Genomic DNA, 17,688 nt, shown 5'->3' on the forward strand with positions numbered 1-17,688 from the left:
CGCCCGGAGCGGCGAAGGTCACATTCGCAGCGGGCGGCCCCGAGGGTGTTCCGGGTGGCGGAAAGTCGCCGGTGCGTACGGCGTGAAGGGCTGCCGCGGTCGGCCGTGACGTGGCCCTGAACGGATTCCGACTCTGCTGCCCCGTACGGGATTTGGGGCTTTTTGGTTCCCGTTTCCGGCTGGAAAATTGGTCTGGACCATACCGCTCGGTAGCCCTTAGGCTCGCCTCAAGATCGTGCGCTTTCGGCGCGCGAAACGGCTCTCACCTGCCCTTCTCTACTCTCGCCTACCCATTTCTGCTGTGCTGTGCCTGCCGATGGGAAAGACCGTGCATGACGTGCTCGACTTGGTGGTAGTGCTGCGGGCCGAGGACGCGGCCCTCGACTTCCTCTCCGTACTCAGCGATTCCACTTCCCCCGAGGTCCGCGTGCTGTGCTGCGACACCGCGCAGTGGGTGGACCTGCCGTCCGAAGGCTCCCTGTCGGACCGGCTCACCGCCCTCGCCCCTCACATACGGGCGCCGGAGGACCCGGCCACCCCGCTCGGGGCCGGGAAACTGTCCGCTCTCCTCCGCGAGGCTGCCGGCGGACGCCCCGCCCGGGTCTGGACCCACTCGCCCGCGGACAACCGCCGCGGCCGCGGGCGGGTCGGCCGCGACGTCGCGGCGGGCGACCACGGGCTGGCGGTGCGTCATGCCGTCGGATACTCCCCGTTCCTCCAGTTCGTCAGCGACGAGGACCGCCCGCTGGACCGGGCCCGGGTCGGCGTCAAGCTCGACTTCGTCAACCGGTACTGCGGGCCGCTCCTGAGCACCGAGTCGCCCGAATCCATGATCTACACCGCCCGCGTCCCGGCCGCCGAACGCTTCTTCACCACCGAAGGGCCGCGCGAACGCGAGGGCCTGTACGCCCTGTTGGCGAGCCTCGACGAGGAGGCGGCCACGGTCGCCGACCCGTGGGAGTTCGAGACGTCCGCCTACGAGCGGGCCCGCTTGGACGCCACCACCACCTGGGTCGCCCGGCACCGGGCACCCGAGGACGGGCCACTGGTCGAAGCGGGCGCCTGCGAGGGAGCGCTCACCGTGCGGCTCGCCGACAAGGGGTACGAGGTCGACGCGACCGAACCCAACACACTCTTCCGGGACCGGCTCGCCGGGAACGTCGGGACGGGCTTCGAGGGCGTACGCGTCCACGCGGACGCCCTCGAAACGCTCGCGCGGTCGCGCCGGCTGCCGGGATCGGCGTACCTCCTCGTCGAAATGCTCTACTACGGCCAGGACCTGGACCTCCTCGACGACCTCCCCACCGACCTCGTGCTCCTCGCCCTGGAACCCGCAGCGCTGGCCGAACGGGTCCGCCCGTGGCTGGCCGGGACGGACCGGTGGACCCAGGTGGACGAGACCGTACTGGTCGCCCCCGCCCTGGAATCGGTGTGCGGCGGCCGCGCCTACCTGAGCAAACGAGGCAGTACGGGGATCGCGCTGCGCAGATCCACCGCGTGAGGGCCTGCGGGGGGGGTGAGGGGGCAAGGACCGCGCGCCTTCTCGGTACCGACCCGGTGGGCCGGGGGCCCGAGCCGCCAGGCTTGCCGGGGCCGGTGATCCGGCCGATGACCCGGCTCGTCACCCGTTCCAGAACAGGCCCGTTGCCGCACTCTGCGGGGTGATGCACGAGGGCGGAGCGAGCGGGCGGGCTGGAATCCGCGGGCCGGGACCTGCCGGCCGGGACCTGCGGGCTGGAACCTGTGGGCCGGAACCCTGTGGGCCGGGACCTGTGGGCCGGAACCCTGCGGGTGCCTGTCGGTGGGGCAACCGGGGCGGAGCATGCCGGACGGGTCGAGCCGGCGGGACCTGCGGAACGGCCGCCGCCGCCCGGCAGCCACGAGGACCGGAACCCATCCGTCCGCGAGCCGTGGACCCGGCCCCACCCCGACCACCCGGCCCCACTCCGACCACCCGGCCCCACTCCGACCACCCGGCCCCACTCCGACCACCCGGCCCCACTCCGACCACCCGGCGCAGGGCTTCGGCCTCTGACTTTGGGTCTCCCGGCTCCTGGTCTCCCGGCTCTTGGCCTCCCGGCTCTTGGTTTCCCGGCTCTTGGCCTCCCGGCTCTTGGTTTCCCGGCTCTTGGCCTCCCGGCTCTTGGTTTCCCGGCTCTTGGCCTCCCGGCCTCGGGCCTCCCCGCTCCTGACCCTCTTGCCTCTGCTCTCCCGGCCTCTGGTCTTCGGGCCTCCGGGCCTCCGACCTCTGACCCTCCGGCTCCTGGCCTTCCGGCTCCCGGCCTCTGGCCTTCGAGACTTCGGCCTTCGGGACTTCGGCCCCCTGGCCTCCCGCCCCTGGCCTCCCGCCCCCTGGCCTCCCGCCCCCTGGATTTCCGGCTTCCGGCTTCCGGCTTCCGACCTCTGACCCTCCGGCTCCGGGCCTCTGGTCTTCGGGCCTCCGACCTTCCGGCTCCTGGTCCCCGACTCTCTGACCCCTCCGGTCTCTGGCCAACCGGCCTCTGACCTTCCGGCCCCTGGCCTCCCAGTTCCTGGCCTCCCGGCCCCAGACCTTTCCCCCAAGCCCCCGCCCGCTCCGCAAGCACCGTTCCCGTACACGCGCCCCGTGCCCCCGGCAACCCCGTCGTTCTGGTTTCGCGTGCGTCTCGCGGGCCTGCCCGCCCACGCGTACCCGGATCCGGATCCGTACTCATGCCCGTACCCGTACCCGTACCCGTACCCGTACCCGTACCCGTACCCGTACCCGTACCTGTTCCCCTACGGCCCGCGCCCTGTCCGTCCCGTACGGCCCACCACCTCGTCCCCCGTGCCGCCAGACCACCCCACTTCCGAAGGTGACCTGCGATGAGTTCTCTCGTGTCCTTGGTGAATTCCTGCCTGCTGCCCGCGTACGACGGGCGGACGCCGCCCGACTGGGTCAAACGGGCCCTTGACCAGGGCCTCGCCGGAGTCGGGCTCTTCGGTACCAACCTGCTGCCGCCCGGCGGTCCGCTCCGGGAGGACATCGTCGATCCGCTGCGTGCGGTGCGGCCCGACGCGTTGATCGCGCTGGACGAGGAGGGCGGTGACGTCACCCGGCTCGACTATCACCGGGGCAGCGTCTACCCGGGCAACCACGCCCTCGGTGCCGTCGACGACACCGCACTGACCCGGGAAGTGGCCGAGGCCATCGCCGACGACCTGCGGGACACCGGCATCAACCTCTGCCTCGGCCCGTGCGCCGACGTCAACTCCCGGCCCGCCAACCCGATCATCGGCGTACGTTCCTTCGGCGCGACCCCCGACCTGGTCGCCCGGCACACCCGTGCCTTCGTGGCCGGTCTCCAGGGGCGCGGCGTGGCCGCCACCCTCAAGCACTTCCCCGGCCACGGCGACACCGGCACCGACTCGCACTCCTGGCTGCCGGACATCCCCCGCTCCCTCGACGCCCTGCGCGTCCTCGAACTGCCGCCGTTCGCCGAGGGGTTCGCGGCGGGCGCCAAGGCTGTGATGACCGGTCACATCCGGCTGCCGCAGGTCGACGACCTGCCCGCCACCCTGAGCCGCCGGGTGGTCACCGGACTGCTGCGCGAGGAACTCGGCTACGACGGCGTCGTCATCAGCGACGCGCTGGAGATGGCACCGATCCTCGACCGCTGGGGCTTCGGCGGGGCCGCCGTACTCGCCTGGTCGGCGGGCGTCGACCTGGTCCTGCTCGGCGCGACCGACGGGGAGAAGATCCTCCCCGAGGTGTACGAGGCCGTCGAACGTGCCCTCAGGGGCGGTGAGTTGAGCCTCGAACGGCTGGAGGAGGCCGCCGCCCGGATCGCGGCGCTGCGCGCCTGGGCGGCCCCCGCCCCGGCTGCGGGCACACCCGTCCGGGCCGCCGACGCCACCTCGACCGGCACCGGTCTCGCCGCCGCCCGGCGGGCCCTGGCCGGTGTGGCACTGCCCGCGCTGCCGCTGGCAGGGCCCGTGCACACCCTGCGGCTGGCCGCCGGTACCAACATGGCCGTGGGGGAGGCCCCTTGGGGGATCTCGGAGTGCCTGGACCGGCTCGGCCGGCTCGCCTCGGCCGCCGAGGTCGAGCCGGGGACCGACCCCGGCCGCATACCGCTGCCCGAGGCGGGGGAGCACGGGGACGCGCCGCTCGTCGTGGTCGTCCGGGACGCCGTACGCGATCCCTGGCAGCAGGAGACGCTGGCCGCGCTGCGCACGCTGCGGCCCGGCCTGGTCGCGGTCGAGATGGGCCTCACGCCCGTACCCCCGCCGGACGCCCCGACCCTCCTGACCCGCGGCGCAGGACTCGCCAACGCCATGGCCGCGGCGGAACTGCTCACCGGCGTCCGGTGGAGCGGGCCGCTGCGCACCTGAGCGCACCGCCGGACGTACCTCGCCGGACGTACCCCGCCGGACCCCCGCAACCCCCTTCCCGCCGGAGCCAGGAGAGCCGTGTGACCCCGGAGAACCCCGCGCCCCGCCCGCAGCCGTCGCTCTACGACGTCTGCGTCGGCCTCGGATACCACTGCGAATCCACCCACCAGATCCGCCGCATCACCGGCGACGAACGCGCCCACTTCTTCGACTGGCTCGATCTCGACTTCGAGTCGGTGCTCGACCTCCTGGACACCGACTTCCGGAACGTCCTGCTGCCCGGACTCTCCGAACCCTTCAGCGACGGGCAGTGCGCGCACGACCGCGGCACCGGCATCCGCTTCTTCCACGAGTTCCGTCCGGCCGCGGGGGAGCCGCTCACCCTGGCCGACATCGAGCATCAACTCCCGTCCGTACGCGCCAAGTTTCTGCACCTCGCCGAGCGCTGGCGCGCGCTGAACCGGTCGTCGTCGCGGGTCCTGTACGTCCACCACGACGCCTTCGACGAGCTCACGGACGCCGATCTCGGGCGGCTGCGGAAACAGCTGGCCCACCGCCACCCGGACCACCGGTTCGCGGTGCTCTGGCTGCGCCGCACCCCGCCCGCGAGCGTGACCGCTCTGCCGCCGGGCGTCGCCTGGGACACCGTCCCCGAGGTGCCGGGGCGCTGGGAGGGGTCGGACGAGGCCTGGGACCGCGTCTTCGCCGCACTGGACCCGCACACGCTCTGGCCCGCCACGACGGCCTGACCCCAGCCACTTGGGCCACCCCACGCACCCATCACCCCACCGCCCCAGGCACCTCACAGTCCCAGGCACCTCACCACCTCACGCACCCCACCGCCCACGGAGGAACACCCATGCCCGACGACTCCCCGCCCCGCCCGTGGCGCACCGTCGTCCTCTCCCCGCACTTCGACGACGCCGTCTTCTCCCTCGCCGCGACCCTGGCCGGTCTGCCGGGACCGACCGCCGTGGTCACCGTGTACGGCGGCGCCCCGGCGCCCGAGGCCCCCGTCTCCTGGTGGGACACCACCTGCGGCTTCTCCTCCGCGCACGAGGCGCACCGCGCCCGGTCGGCCGAGGACGCCGTCGCCTGCGCCCGCCTCGGCGTCGAGCAGGTCGTGCTCGACCACCCCGACGGCCCCTACGCCGACGGCCCCGAACTCCCCGGCCTGGACGCCTTCCTGGCCGAGCTGCCCGCCGGAACCGACGTCTGGGCGCCACTCGGCAGCAACCAGTCCGACCACGAGAACGTCCGGCTGCGCGCCACCCGCACCCTCGCGCGGCTCGGCGCACCCCTGCCCCTGGTCTACGCGGACCTCCCCTACACCGGGCACCTCCCCGAGTGGGGCACGGACACCGCGAGCAAGGCCCTCGCGCAGAGCCCCATGTGCGGCCTCGCCTACCAGGAGCTGCTGCGTACCCATCGCACCACCGTCCACCACCACCTCGTACTGGACGACGCCCAGTGGGCCGCCAAGCGCGAGGCCGCCCAGTGCTACGGCTCCCAGCTGGCCCCGGTCGCCGCCGACCACGGCAACTTCCTCGCCCGCACCGGCCCGCTGCGCGCCGAACTCGTCTGGTCCCTGGAAGCCCTGGAGCCCGCATGCTGACCCCCGCCGCCGAACCGGACCCCCGCCCCCCGGTGCTCGTGGCCCGCGACCTCGTCAAGGAGTACGCGCGCGGCCGCGCCGTCGACGGCGTCACGCTCACCGTCCGTGCGGGGGAGCGCCTCGGGCTGCTCGGCCCCAACGGCGCGGGCAAGACCACCACCCTCCTGATGGCCCTCGGAGCGGTCGAACCCGATGCGGGCAGCGTCGAGATCCTCGGCCACCGGCTGCCCGCCGACCGGGCCCGCGCCATGCAGGGCGTCGGCTTCGTCGCGGGCTACCTGCCGCTGCCCGACCGGGTCAGAGTGGTGGAGTACCTGCACCTGTACGCCGATCTGTACGGGCTGCGCGACCCGCACGCGGCGGTCTCCGAAGCCCTGGGAAGGTTCGGCATCGGTCACCTCGCCGCCGCCATCGGCACCCAGCTCTCCAGCGGTCAGCGCACCCTGGTCGGCATCGCCAAGGCCGCCCTGCACCGCCCCCGCCTGATGATCCTGGACGAACCCACCGCATCCCTGGACCCGGACATCGCGCTGCGGGTCCGTACCGCCCTGCTCGCCCTGTCCGCCGAACGCGGCACCGCCCTCCTGGTCACCAGCCACGACATGACCGAGGTGGAGCGCCTTTGCGAGCGCGTGGTCTTCCTGCACGCCGGACGCATCGCCGCCGACGGCACCCCCGCCGAAGTGGCCCGCACCTTCGGCCGCAGCGACCTGGAGGGCGTCTTCCTCCACCTCGCGGCCGAGCGCGACAAGGACCGCGCAAAGGACCGCGACAAGGGCCGCGACCGCGACCGCGAAAGGGCGGCCACCGCATGAGCAGTACGAGCAGCAAGGGCAGCCCCACCCCCAGTCCCGGCCCGACCGTGTCCGTGCCCCTGTCCCCCGACACCGAAGGCCCCGCCCTCCGTACCCCGGCCGCCGCCTCCGCCCACCGCGTGCGGGCCGTGGCCCGGCGCCACTGGCTGGTGCTCAAACGCAGCCCGCACCGGTTCTTCGACGTACTGGTCTGGCCGCTCGTGGACACCCTCCTGTACGGCTCCATCGGCCTGTTCGCCGCCGAGGCCGCCGGCGAGAACCCCACCGCCACCACCGCGGTGGCCGTCTACCTGCTCAGCGGCACCGTCCTGTGGCACCTCGTCCACCAGACCCAGATCTCGCTGGCCACCGGCTTCCTGGAGGAGACCTGGTCGCGCAACGTCCTGAGCCTGCTGGCCACCCCGATGCGCGACTGGGAGTACCTCGCGGGCGTCGGCCTCTTCGCCCTGGTGCGTACGGCGGCGAGCACCGTCGCGGTCGCCGCGCTCGCCCTCGCCGCGTACGCCTTCGACGTCACCCGCCTCGGCCTCGGCCTGATCCCGGTGGCCGCCCTGCTCCTTGCCTCCGGCTGGGCGGTGGCGCTCCTGGTCGTCGGCCTGGTGCTGCGCTACGGCAGCGGGGCCGAGGCCCTGGTGTGGGGCGCGCTCTCGGTGGTGATGCCGCTGTCCGGCGTCTTCTACCCGATCACCACGCTGCCCGCCGTGCTGCAGCCCGTGGCTCAGGCCCTGCCCACCACCCACGTCTTCGCGGTCGGCCGCACCCTGGCCTCCGGCGAGCCGATGCCCTGGGGCGAGCTGGCCCTCGCCGCAGGGGGCACCGCCGTGCTGACGCTGCTGAGCCTGCTGGCCCTGCGCCGCATGCTCCGCACCTTCCGCCGCAAGGGCCTGGTGACCCGCTACTCCTGACCGGAACGCAGAACGGTCCCCTGCCACCGCGGTGGCAGGGGACCGTCCCCATGACGTTACGAGGCGGAGCGCCGGCGGCGCGGCCTGCGCCGGGTCACGCCTCCGGGACCTGCGCCGCCAGGGCCGTCACCAGCAGCGGGGTCACCAGCTCGATCTGCCACTGCCGCGCCCCGTGCGCGGCCAGCGCCTCGGCCACCTTCTCCGCGGTCGCGGGCTTCGGCGGCTCCCAGCACACCCGGCGCACCGTGTCCGGGGTGATCAGGTTCTCCTGCGGCATGTTGATCTCCTCGGCCTGCGCCGAGACCGCCGCCCGCGCGGCGGACAGCCTGGCCGCCGCCACCGGGTCCTTGTCGGCCCAGGACCGGGGCGGCGGAGGGCCCGCCACCGCCTGCCCGGGCTGCGGAAGCTCGATGTCCGGCAGCGCCTTGGCCCGGTCGATCGCCGCCTGCCACTGCTCCAGCTGACGGCGCCCCATCCGGTGCCCGAAGCCGGGCAGCGCGGCCAGCACGGTCGCGTTCAGCGGCACCGCGAGGGACGCCTCGACGATGGCCGCGTCGCTCAGGACCTTGCCGGGGGACACGTCACGGCGCTGCGCGATGGCGTCCCGGGCGGTCCACAGCTCCCGTACGACCGCGAGCCTGCGCCGGCCGCGCACCTTGTGCATCCCGGACGTGCGCCGCCACGGGTCCTTGCGCGGAGGTGCGGGCGGGGCCTCGGCGATGGCGCGGAACTCCTGCAGCGCCCAGTCGAGCTTGCCCTGCCGGTCCAGCTCCTTCTCCAGGGCGTCCCGCAGGTCCACGAGCAGCTCGACGTCGAGCGCCGCGTACCGCAGCCAGGGCTCGGGGAGCGGGCGGGTCGACCAGTCGACGGCGGAGTGCCCCTTCTCCAGGGCGTACCCGAGAAGGTTCTCGACGATGGCGCCGAGGCCGACGCGCGGGATGCCCGCGAGGCGTCCGGCCAGCTCCGTGTCGAAGATCTGGGTGGGGATCATGCCTATTTCACGCAGACAGGGGAGGTCCTGGGTCGCCGCGTGCAGCACCCACTCCGCGTCCGCGATCGCCTCGCCCAGGCCGGAGAGGTCGGGGCAGCCGACGGGGTCGATCAGCGCACTGCCGGCGCCCTCGCGGCGCAGCTGTACGAGATAGGCCTTCTGCCCGTACCGGTAGCCGGACGCGCGCTCGGCGTCGACGGCCACGGGACCGGTTCCGGCGGCGAATGCCGCGATCACTTCGTCGAGGGCCTCCTGCGTCGCCACGACGGGCGGAATGCCCTCGCGTGGCTCCAACAGCGGGATCGGCGCCGGTTCGACGTCGTCCGGGGGGCCGCCCCCGGTGGTTCGCAGGTCTGGCTCTGCTGCGGTCTCTTGGGCGTCGGTCACCTGTCAAGGGTATCTGTGTATGACAGTGGCCCGACGACGGAGCACAGGACCGGGTCCAGGACGGGGCGGGGGAAGGGCCCGGGGGAGGGCCGGGACCGGGCCGGGGGCGGGCACAGAACTGCGGTCCGGGGCGGAGGATGCCGCCCCGGACCGCAGTTCCGCGCCGGTGCCTGGAGGAACACCTGGCGGGTGGCCGGCCGGGTGCCTGGAGGTTCACCCGGCCCGGAGCCTGCCTGGGGTGTTCAGTGGATGATGCCGGTGCGCAGCGCGACCGCCACCATGCCGGCGCGGTCGCCCGTGCCGAGCTTGCGGGCGATGCGCGCCAGGTGGCTCTTGACGGTCAGGGCGGACAGCCCCATCGAGACGCCGATCGCCTTGTTGGACTGGCCCTCCGCGACGAGCCTGAGCACCTCGACCTCACGGCCGGAGAGCTCGCGGTAGCCGCCCGGGTGGCTCGGGGAGCCCGGGGGACGGCGGTGCATGCGGGCGGCCGCCGCACCGATGGGGGCCATGCCGGGACGGCCGGGGTGCTGGCCGATGTTGTTGCGGGTGCCGGTGACGACGTAACCCTTCACACCGCCCGCGAGGGCGTTGCGCACGGCACCGATGTCGTCGGCGGCGGACAGGGCCAGACCGTTGGGCCAGCCCGCCGCACGGGTCTCGGAGAGGAGGGTCAGCCCGGAACCGTCGGGCAGGTGGACGTCGGCGACGCAGATGTCGCGGGGGCTGCCGACCCGGGGGCGGGCCTCGGCGATGGAGGACGCCTCGATGACATCACGTACTCCGAGGGCCCACAGGTGGCGAGTGACGGTGGAGCGGACGCGCGGATCGGCCACGACGACCATGGCGGTCGGCTTGTTCGGCCGGTAGGCGCCCAGGCTTGCGGGCTGCTCGAGGAGAACGGACACCAGGCCTCCGAGGGAGTGACGGGAAGGCTCCGACTCATGGGGGTCAAGCCGGGGCGAACCGTGCTGGAAGGGTCAATGTCCTCTTCGGCAGCTACCCCGCCCGCCTTTAGAGAAAGATCACGAATTGATGAGTAACAATTCGGGCAATTCGGATAGACGATCGATGAAGTCCCTGATCAGGGCACCCGCTCGATTGCCCGTCAGGGAGTGTTCGCAGGGCCCCTGACGGGCTTCCCGAGGGCTCGCGGTGGACCTCCGGTGGACTTCCGGCCGGCTTTCGGCGGGCCTCTGAGGGTCCGTCAGAGAGACTGCGGGCCGCGTCGCTGCGGCAGCGACACCACGCCCGGCAGCGCCTGGAGCCCCGCCTCGGGACCGCTCGCCGGAGCCGGCGGCAGCCCCGCGACCTGGCACAGCAGATCGCACCAGGCCGCCAGGTAGGACGCCGTGTCGGGCACCCCGCCCAGTCCCTCGCGCGGGGTCCAGGAGGCCCGGATCTCGATCTGGGTGGCGGGCCGCCGGTTCGCCAGCCCGCCGAAGTAGTGCGAACCGGCCCGGGTGACGGTGCCGCTCGCCTCCCCGTACGACAGCCCGCGCGCCTCCATCGCACCCGTCAACCACGACCAGCAGACCTCCGGCAGGAGCGGGTCGGCGGCCATCTCCGGCTCCAGCTCCGCCCGTACGAGTGTCACCAGGCGGAAGGTGCCCTGCCAGGCGTCGTGGCCCGCCGGGTCGTGGAGGAGCACGAGCCGGCCGTCGGCCAGGTCCTCGTCGCCGTCGACGGCCGCCGCCTCCAGCGCGTAGGCGAACGGCGCGAGCCGCTTGGGGGCCTTCGTCGGGTCGACCTCCACCTCGGGGCGCAGCCGGGCGGCCCGCAGCGCGTCCACCGCCTGCCGGAAGGGGAGCGGGGCAGTGTTCTCCTCCGTACCGTCCCTGCCGTCCCTGCCATGCGGGTGACCGTGCGCGTCATCTGAAAATCGTCCCTGAGCCGGAGCCATGCGGGGAAGGGTAGGCGGAAGGGGGCCCGCACGGCGGGAGAGACACCCGGCCCGGGGCGAGTGCTTCCCCACGCGTGCGAAGATTCTGGGCGTGAGTGCCAACGAAAGCCCCACGGGCCGCCCCCAGAGCAAGACGTACGACTCGGCCTTCATGAAGGCGTGCAGGCGTGAGGCGGTGCCGCACACTCCGGTGTGGTTCATGCGGCAGGCGGGGCGCTCGCTGCCGGAGTACCTGAAGGTCCGCGAAGGCATTCCGATGCTGGAGTCGTGCATGCGGCCCGAGCTGGTCAAGGAGATCACCCTCCAGCCGGTGCGCCGCCACAAGGTCGACGCGGCCATCTACTTCAGCGACATCGTCGTCCCGCTCAAGGCCATCGGCATCGACCTCGACATCAAGCCCGGCGTCGGCCCGGTCGTCGCCGACCCCATCCGCACCCGCGCCGACCTGGACCGGCTGCGCGATCTGACCCCCGAGGACGTCTGGTACGTCACCGAGGCGATCGGGATGCTGGTGGAGGAGCTGGGCGAGACCCCGCTCATCGGATTCGCGGGCGCGCCGTTCACCCTCGCGAGCTACCTCGTCGAGGGCGGTCCTTCCCGCAACCACGAGAACACCAAGGCCATGATGTACGGCGACCCGCAGCTGTGGGCCGACCTCGTGGACCGGCTCGCCTCCATCACCGGCGACTTCCTCAAGGTGCAGATCGAGGCCGGAGCCTCCGCCGTCCAGCTCTTCGACTCGTGGGTGGGCGCCCTGGCCCCCGCCGACTACGTCAGTGCCGTGATGCCCGCTTCGGCGAAGGTCTTCGACGCGGTCGCTCCGTACGACGTCCCGCGCATCCACTTCGGAGTGGGTACGGGCGAACTGCTCGGGCTCATGGGCCGGGCCGGCGCCGACGTCGTGGGCGTCGACTGGCGGGTCCCGATGGACGAGGCCGCCCGCCGGGTCGGTCCCGGCAAGGCGCTCCAGGGCAACCTCGACCCCGCCGTCCTCTTCGCAGGCCCGGAGGCCGTGATGGCGAAGACGGACGAGGTGCTTGAGGCGGCCAAGGGGCTGGAGGGGCACATCTTCAACCTGGGGCACGGCGTGCTGCCGTCGATGGACCCGGACGCGCTGTCGCGGCTGGTGGAGTACGTCCACAAGCAGACGGCCCGCTAGGGCCCGTACGGCGGCGGCCCGGGACGGCGGTGTGCCGGGCCGGGCCGCCGCCGCGATCCGGGACGGAGAGCGCCGCGATCCGGGCCAGGGTGCGCCACGACAGTGGCCCACGGCCTCTCGTGCAACTCCCGTGGCATGCGCAACACTTCGGCACAGCAGTAGTTCCGAGCACCTTCACCCTGCTCCGGAGGCCGTGCCATGAATCGCCGTACCTTCCTCGCCGCCGCCACGACGATCGCCGGAGCGCTCCTCGCGTCGTCCGCGCTGCCGGCCGCCGCTTCCGGAGCCGCTGCCGGGGCCGATGCGCGGGCCGCGAGGCGGCTGCTGCCGGAGCACTGGCAGCAGTTCGTGTTCGCGGCCCTGCCCGCAGGCGGTGGGCAGGACGCCTTCCGGGTCTCCGGGGGCCGGGGCAGGATCCTCGTACAGGGCAGTACGCCCGCCGTCCGGCTGCGCGGCATGTACTGGTACCTCAAGCACGTCGCGCACGCGAACATCAGCTGGGCGGGCGAGCAACTCCGGCTGCCCGGACGGCTTCCCGCCGTCCCCGAGCCCGTGACGATCGCCGCCAACGTCCCGCACCGGTTCGCCCTCAACGACTGCAACGACGGCTACACCGGTGCCTACCACGGCTGGGACCACTGGGAGCGCGAGATCGACGTGCTCGCGCTGCACGGCTACAACGAGGTCCTCGTCCACGCGGGCGCCGACGCGGTCCACCACCGGCTCTTCCAGCAATTCGGTTACGGGGACGAGGAGTTGCGCGCCTGGATTCCGGGGCCCGCGCACCAGCCCTGGTGGCAGCTGCAGAACATGTCGGCCTTCGGTGGGCCCGTCTCGCGCCAACTCCTGGACAGGAGAGTGGAGTTGGGGAAGAAGATCGTGGGGAGGCTGCGGGAGCTGGGCATGACCCCCGTCCTGCCCGGCTACTTCGGCACCGTCCCGGACGGCTTCGCCGCGCGCAATCCGGGCGCGCACACCGTCCCGCAGGGGGACTGGGTCGGCTTCCGGCGGCCGGACTGGCTCGACCCGCGCGGCGAGCACTTCCGGCGGGTGGCGGCCGCGTACTACCGGATCCAGCGCGAGCTGTTCGGCGACTCGACGATGTACAAGATGGACCTGCTGCACGAGGGCGGAAAGCCCGGAGACGTGCCCGTGCCGGACGCGGTCAGGGCCGTGCAGGCGGCGCTGCTCGCCGCCCGCCCCGGGGCGACCTGGGCCGTCCTGGGCTGGCAGGACAACCCCTCGAAGACGTTCATGGGCGCCGTCGACCGCACCAAGGTCCTCGTCCTGGACGGCCTCTCCGACCGCTACGCCACCGTGGACCACCGCGAGGACGACTGGCTGGGCGCCCCGTACGCCTTCGGGTCGATCTGGAACTTCGGCGGGCACACCGCCCTGGGCGCCAACACCCCGGACTGGGCCGCCCTTTACCACTCCTGGCTGACCCGCGAGGGCAGTGCGCTGCGGGGCATCGCACTGCTGCCGGAGGCCGCCGACAACAACCCCGCGGCTCTGGAGCTCTTCTCCGAACTGGCGTGGACGCCCGCCGCCCCCGACCTCAAGGAGTGGTTCGCCGCGTACGCCGTCTCCCGCTACGGCGGCCGGGACCGGAACGCCGCGCGAGCCTGGGACGTCCTGCGCCGCACCGCGTACGGCACCACCCGCGCCGACTCCTGGAGCGAGCCAGCCGACTCGCTGTTCGGCGCCCGGCCGGGACTCACGGTGAAGAGCGCCGCGAGCTGGTCGCCGCAGAGGATCCGGTACGACGACGTCGCGTTCGCGGCCGCCCTGCCCGCGCTGCTCGCCGCCGGGCCGGCACTGCGCCGCAGCTCCGCGTACGCCGACGACCTGCTCGACGTCGCCCGCCAGGTCCTGGCGAACCAGAGCCGCGTCCTGCTGCCGCTGATCAAGGACGCGTACGACGCGGGGGACAGGCCCCGGCTGCTCGACCTCGCCCGCGTCTGGCTGGAGCGCGTCGACCTGCTGGACGCGCTGGTGTCCACCCGGCCCACGCACCTGCTGGGCCGCTGGGAGGCGGACGCCAGGGCGTGGGGCGCGGACCGGGCCGAGTCGGACCGGCTCGCGTACGACGCGCTGTCGCTGCTCACCGTGTGGGGCCACCGGTCCGGCGCGGACGGCGGCGGCCTGCACGACTACGCGAACCGCGAGTGGGGAGGCCTGGTCGGCGGGCTCTACCGGCAGCGCTGGGCCGCGTACTTCGACGAACTGGCCGCCGCACTCGCCGAGCACCGGGAGCCCCGGCCGATCGACTGGTACGCGCGGGAGGAGGCCTGGACCCGGAACCCCGGCAGGCTCGCCACGACGCCCCGGGGCGACACCCACCGGCTGGCGCGGCAGGTCCACGACACCCTGGCCTCCGACCCGTACCACCTCGTCCCGCACCTGGTCACCGAGGGCGGCGGCCCCGGCCGGGCGGCCCCGCTCACCGCCACCCTCACCCTCGCCAACCGCAACGGCCTCGCCCCGGCCACAGGACTGCGGTGCACGCTGCGGGTACCGGCGGGCTGCACCGCCGAACCGCTCACCCCCACGACCGTGCGCACGCTCGCACCGGGGGAGACTTCCGCCGTGACCTGGAGGATCACCCGGGACGGCGGTCCGGCCGAACCCGCCGTCGCCCTACGGGCGTTGACCGTCTACCGGGTCGGCGGCACGGTGGGTCACGCCCCCGCCTTCCGCACCGCGGCCACCGCCTTGCGGGCCGCGACCAGGACCGGGTCCCAGACCGGGGAGAACGGCGGGGCGTAACCCAGGTCCAGGGCGGTCATTTGATCGACCGTCATCCTGGCCGTGAGGGCGACTGCCGCGATGTCGACGCGCTTGGCGGCCCCCTCGCGGCCGACGATCTGGACGCCGAGGAGGCGGCCGGTGCGGCGCTCCGCGGTCATCTTGACCGTCATGAGGGAGGCGCCGGGGTAGTAGCCCGCGCGGCTCGTCGACTCGATGCGTACGGTCACGAACTGGAGCCCTTCGGCCCTCGCGTCCTTCTCGCGCAGGCCCGTGCGGGCGATCTCCAGGTCGCAGACCTTGCTGACGGCGGTGCCGACGACGCCGGGGAAGGTGGCGTAGTCGCCGCCGACGTTGGAGCCGATGATCTGGCCGTGCTTGTTGGCGTGCGTGCCGAGGGCGATGTGGCGCAGGCGCCCGGAGACCAGGTCGAGCACCTCGACGCAGTCGCCGCCCGCCCAGATGTCGTCGTGGCCCCTGACGCGCATGGACAGGTCGGTGACCAGGCCGCCGGAACTGCCGAGGGGGAGGCCCGCGGCCTTCGCCAGGGTGGTCTCCGGGGTGACCCCGATGCCGAGGACCACCACGTCGGCCGGGTAGGTGGTCCCGTCCGTGGCGACGCCGCTGACCCGGCCGTCCGAGCCCGTGAGGATCTTGGTGACTTCGGCGTCGGAGACGGTGGTGATGCCCATGCCGTTCATCGCCTCGTGGACGAGGGCGCCCATGTCCGGGTCGAGGGTCGCCATCGGCTGCTCGCCGCGGTTGAGGACGGTGACCTCGTAGCCGCGATGGACGAGCGCCTCGGCCATCTCCACGCCGATGTAGCCCGCGCCGACGACGACCGCGCGGCGGCCCTTGGTCGCCTTGAGGGTGTCGAGGAGGGCCTGTCCGTCGTCGAGGTTCTGCACGCCGTGCACGCCAGGGGCGTCGATGCCGGGGATCGGCGGGCGGACCGGGCGGGCGCCGGTGGCGATGACGAGCTTGTCGTAGTGGGTCCAGACGTCGTTGCCGGTCTTGAGGTTGCGGGACTTCACCCGGCGGCCCTCGACGTCGATCTCGGTGACCTCCGTCTGCATGCGCAGGTCGATCTCGCGGGCGCGGTGCTCGTCGGGGGTACGGGCGATGAGGTCGTCCCTCGACGTCACGTCGCCGCCCACCCAGTACGGGATCCCGCAGGCGGAGTACGAGGTGAAGTGGCCGCGCTCGAACGCGATGATCTTGAGCTCGTCGGGGCTCCTGAGCCTGCGGGCCTGCGAGGCGGCGGACATGCCGGCTGCGTCGCCGCCGATGATGAGGAGGGTTTGCGGGGCGGTGGTGGTCATGGGCACACGGTATGGGGGCGGAGGGCTGGTGGGCGTTGTGCGGGTGCGTCGTGGCTGGTCGCGCAGTTCCCCGCGCCCCCAAATGCCTGCCCCCGAGCCCCTGAGCCCCCGAACCCCCTTGGGCAGTGAGCCCGCCCTAGCCTCCTTGGGCAGCGGGGCCGCCCCCCGGGGGCGGGACGGGTGGGCAAGGGGGCGGCCCCCCCACTGCGGCACGCCCCCTCCGCGACCGCACGCGCCCGACACCGCCCCCCCCTTTCCGGTGGGCTACTCCGACTGCGATTCCGGCCCCGGCTTCGGCGCCCGCTCCGGTGCCTGCTCAGGTGACCCCTCCGGCCCCCACGGCACCCGTCCGGCAGGACCCGGGTACGACGGGAACGTCGGCGCGACCCTCCGCGGCCGCCTCGGCGTGCGGCGTTCCCAGACCGGGGCCAGCAGCCGCCGCCACAGTAGATACAGCAGCACCAGCGCCACCGCGAACGGTGCCACCGCCCCCACCACCATCGCGATCCACCGCACCGTCGTGAGGAACGCCTCCCAGCCGCCGTCCAGCGCGTCCACGAATCCGGGCTCGTCCTCCACCGGTGCCACCGGCTTCTTCTTCGGCGGGGTCTCGGAGACGACGAGGGTGATCGTCGCCATGCTGGTGCTGTCCTTCAGGGAGGACTGCTGGGCGATCAGGGACTCCAACTCCGCCTGGCGGGTGGAGAGTTCGGCCTCCAGTGAGACCACGTCGGTCAGTTTCGTCGCCCGGTTCATGAACTCCTGGACCCTCGCCACGCTCACCCGCTGCGACTTGATCCGGCTGGTGATGTCCACCACCTGGTCGGTGACGTCCTTCGCCTCTGCCTTGCGGGCCAGCAGCTTGCCGCCGCTGTTCTCCAGCGTGGTCAGCGTCTCCGAGTACTTGTCCTGCGGGACGCGCAGCGCGATGCGCGAGTAGACGTGGCCCGAGGAGTCGCGTTCGGTCGATTCGCTGCCGACCAGGCCGCCCGCCGACTCGGCCGTCGTACGGGCCTTGGCCAGTGCCGCCGTCGCGTTGGCCACCTGGATGTGGAGTTCGGCGGTACGGATGACATGGGTCTGCGCGGCCGACGGCGCCTTCGGCCGCGCGGCCCCGGAGCCGGAGCCCGATCCCGCGCCCGGCTTCGCCTGGTCCGCAGCCCCGCCGCCCGCCCCCGTGCCCCGCTCCGCGGGCTTCTGGTTCTGCGGCGCCGCCGCCCCGTGGTCAGCCTTGCTGCTGCCCGAGTCACTGCCGCCGCCCGAGCAGCCTCCGGCCGCGAGCGTCGCCGCGACCACCGCCGCTCCCACCCAGGACAAGCGCTTCCGACGTCCTGCCGCACGAGTTGTCGTACGTACTGCTGCACGCATTCCGGTCCCCCCGAAGATGGTGATGGGTGTTGCAGGTTCGACGTACGGGACGGGCGCGGGGGTTGCCCTTTCCCGGTCCCGAAGCGGCTCCGAACCGGTCACGGACGGGACTCGGCAGGGGG

At 73.2% G+C, this 17,688-nt stretch carries 13 protein-coding genes; 8 read left to right on the forward strand and 5 right to left on the reverse strand.

The features are described 5' to 3' along the window. Window positions 1-337 precede the first annotated feature (337 nt). The 6 genes from ACH4SP_RS06000 (at window position 338) to ACH4SP_RS06025 (ending at window position 7,688) form a co-directional block, all read left to right on the forward strand. A complete protein-coding gene (locus ACH4SP_RS06000; protein WP_398409968.1) occupies window positions 338-1,501 on the forward strand; it encodes a hypothetical protein in 1,164 nt (387 codons plus the stop codon). A gap of 1,343 nt (window positions 1,502-2,844) precedes the next feature. Continuing rightward, window positions 2,845-4,353 (forward strand): glycoside hydrolase family 3 protein, encoded by a 1,509-nt coding sequence (locus ACH4SP_RS06005; protein ID WP_398409972.1) that lies wholly within the window; start codon window positions 2,845-2,847, stop codon window positions 4,351-4,353. An 80-nt stretch (window positions 4,354-4,433) separates the two neighbouring features. After that, window positions 4,434-5,102 carry a papain-like cysteine peptidase gene (locus ACH4SP_RS06010; protein ID WP_398409975.1) on the forward strand — a complete coding sequence of 223 codons (669 nt, stop codon included), beginning with the start codon at window positions 4,434-4,436 and terminating at the stop codon, window positions 5,100-5,102. Between the two features lie 110 nt (window positions 5,103-5,212). After that, entirely contained in the window at window positions 5,213-5,968 is a 756-nt protein-coding gene (locus ACH4SP_RS06015; RefSeq protein ID WP_398409979.1) for a PIG-L deacetylase family protein, read from the forward strand. Then, a complete protein-coding gene (locus ACH4SP_RS06020; RefSeq protein WP_398409984.1) occupies window positions 5,962-6,783 on the forward strand; it encodes an ABC transporter ATP-binding protein in 822 nt (273 codons plus the stop codon). The genes ACH4SP_RS06015 and ACH4SP_RS06020 overlap by 7 nt, the downstream gene beginning before the upstream one ends. Continuing rightward, entirely contained in the window at window positions 6,780-7,688 is a 909-nt protein-coding gene (locus ACH4SP_RS06025) for an ABC transporter permease (protein WP_398409988.1), read from the forward strand. The genes ACH4SP_RS06020 and ACH4SP_RS06025 overlap by 4 nt, the downstream gene beginning before the upstream one ends. Window positions 7,689-7,782: 94 nt before the next feature. On the opposite strand, the gene ACH4SP_RS06030 is transcribed toward ACH4SP_RS06025, so the two are convergent. The 3 genes from ACH4SP_RS06030 to ACH4SP_RS06040 form a co-directional block, all read right to left on the reverse strand. Further along, window positions 7,783-9,066 (reverse strand): HRDC domain-containing protein, encoded by a 1,284-nt coding sequence (locus tag ACH4SP_RS06030; RefSeq protein WP_398409997.1) that lies wholly within the window; start codon window positions 9,064-9,066, stop codon window positions 7,783-7,785. Between the two features lie 242 nt (window positions 9,067-9,308). Continuing rightward, window positions 9,309-9,974, reverse strand: coding sequence for a response regulator transcription factor (locus ACH4SP_RS06035; protein ID WP_362413655.1), 666 nt, complete (start codon window positions 9,972-9,974; stop codon window positions 9,309-9,311). 299 nt (window positions 9,975-10,273) lie between these two features. Further along, the gene (locus tag ACH4SP_RS06040) at window positions 10,274-10,969 is read right to left on the reverse strand and encodes a DUF3000 domain-containing protein (protein ID WP_398410003.1); all 696 of its coding nucleotides are present in this window, start codon (window positions 10,967-10,969) and stop codon (window positions 10,274-10,276) included. 91 nt (window positions 10,970-11,060) lie between these two features. Between ACH4SP_RS06040 and hemE the strand changes: the two genes are divergently transcribed. Both hemE and ACH4SP_RS06050 read left to right on the forward strand, forming a co-directional pair. Continuing rightward, a complete protein-coding gene (hemE, locus tag ACH4SP_RS06045; protein WP_398410007.1) occupies window positions 11,061-12,128 on the forward strand; it encodes a uroporphyrinogen decarboxylase in 1,068 nt (355 codons plus the stop codon). A gap of 198 nt (window positions 12,129-12,326) precedes the next feature. Beyond that, the gene (locus ACH4SP_RS06050) at window positions 12,327-14,897 is read left to right on the forward strand and encodes an alpha-N-acetylglucosaminidase TIM-barrel domain-containing protein (protein WP_398410013.1); all 2,571 of its coding nucleotides are present in this window, start codon (window positions 12,327-12,329) and stop codon (window positions 14,895-14,897) included. Here the strand turns inward: ACH4SP_RS06050 and ACH4SP_RS06055 are convergent. Beyond that, entirely contained in the window at window positions 14,810-16,198 is a 1,389-nt protein-coding gene (locus ACH4SP_RS06055; protein ID WP_398410018.1) for an FAD-dependent oxidoreductase, read from the reverse strand. The genes ACH4SP_RS06050 and ACH4SP_RS06055 overlap by 88 nt on opposite strands. A 264-nt stretch (window positions 16,199-16,462) precedes the next feature. Then, window positions 16,463-17,566 (reverse strand): DUF4349 domain-containing protein, encoded by a 1,104-nt coding sequence (locus ACH4SP_RS06060; RefSeq protein WP_398410023.1) that lies wholly within the window; start codon window positions 17,564-17,566, stop codon window positions 16,463-16,465. Between the last annotated feature and the right edge of the window lie 122 nt (window positions 17,567-17,688).

Origin of the sequence: Streptomyces sp. NPDC021093 (assembly GCF_044333135.1) — a bacterium.
Classification (GTDB): Bacteria; Actinomycetota; Actinomycetes; order Streptomycetales; family Streptomycetaceae; genus Streptomyces.

Excerpts from the sequence above, each read along its gene's own strand:
- ACH4SP_RS06005 (WP_398409972.1), top strand. The coding sequence starts at position 2,845 with ATGAGTTCTCTCGTGTCCTTGGTGAATTCCTGCCTGCTGCCCGCGTAC.
- ACH4SP_RS06015 (WP_398409979.1), top strand. The coding sequence starts at position 5,213 with ATGCCCGACGACTCCCCGCCCCGCCCGTGGCGCACCGTCGTCCTCTCC.
- ACH4SP_RS06020 (WP_398409984.1), top strand. The coding sequence starts at position 5,962 with ATGCTGACCCCCGCCGCCGAACCGGACCCCCGCCCCCCGGTGCTCGTG.
- ACH4SP_RS06025 (WP_398409988.1), top strand. The coding sequence starts at position 6,780 with ATGAGCAGTACGAGCAGCAAGGGCAGCCCCACCCCCAGTCCCGGCCCG.
- ACH4SP_RS06040 (WP_398410003.1), bottom strand. The coding sequence starts at position 10,969 with ATGGCTCCGGCTCAGGGACGATTTTCAGATGACGCGCACGGTCACCCG.
- ACH4SP_RS06050 (WP_398410013.1), top strand. The coding sequence starts at position 12,327 with ATGAATCGCCGTACCTTCCTCGCCGCCGCCACGACGATCGCCGGAGCG.
- ACH4SP_RS06055 (WP_398410018.1), bottom strand. The coding sequence starts at position 16,198 with ATGACCACCACCGCCCCGCAAACCCTCCTCATCATCGGCGGCGACGCA.
- ACH4SP_RS06060 (WP_398410023.1), bottom strand. The coding sequence starts at position 17,566 with ATGCGTGCAGCAGTACGTACGACAACTCGTGCGGCAGGACGTCGGAAG.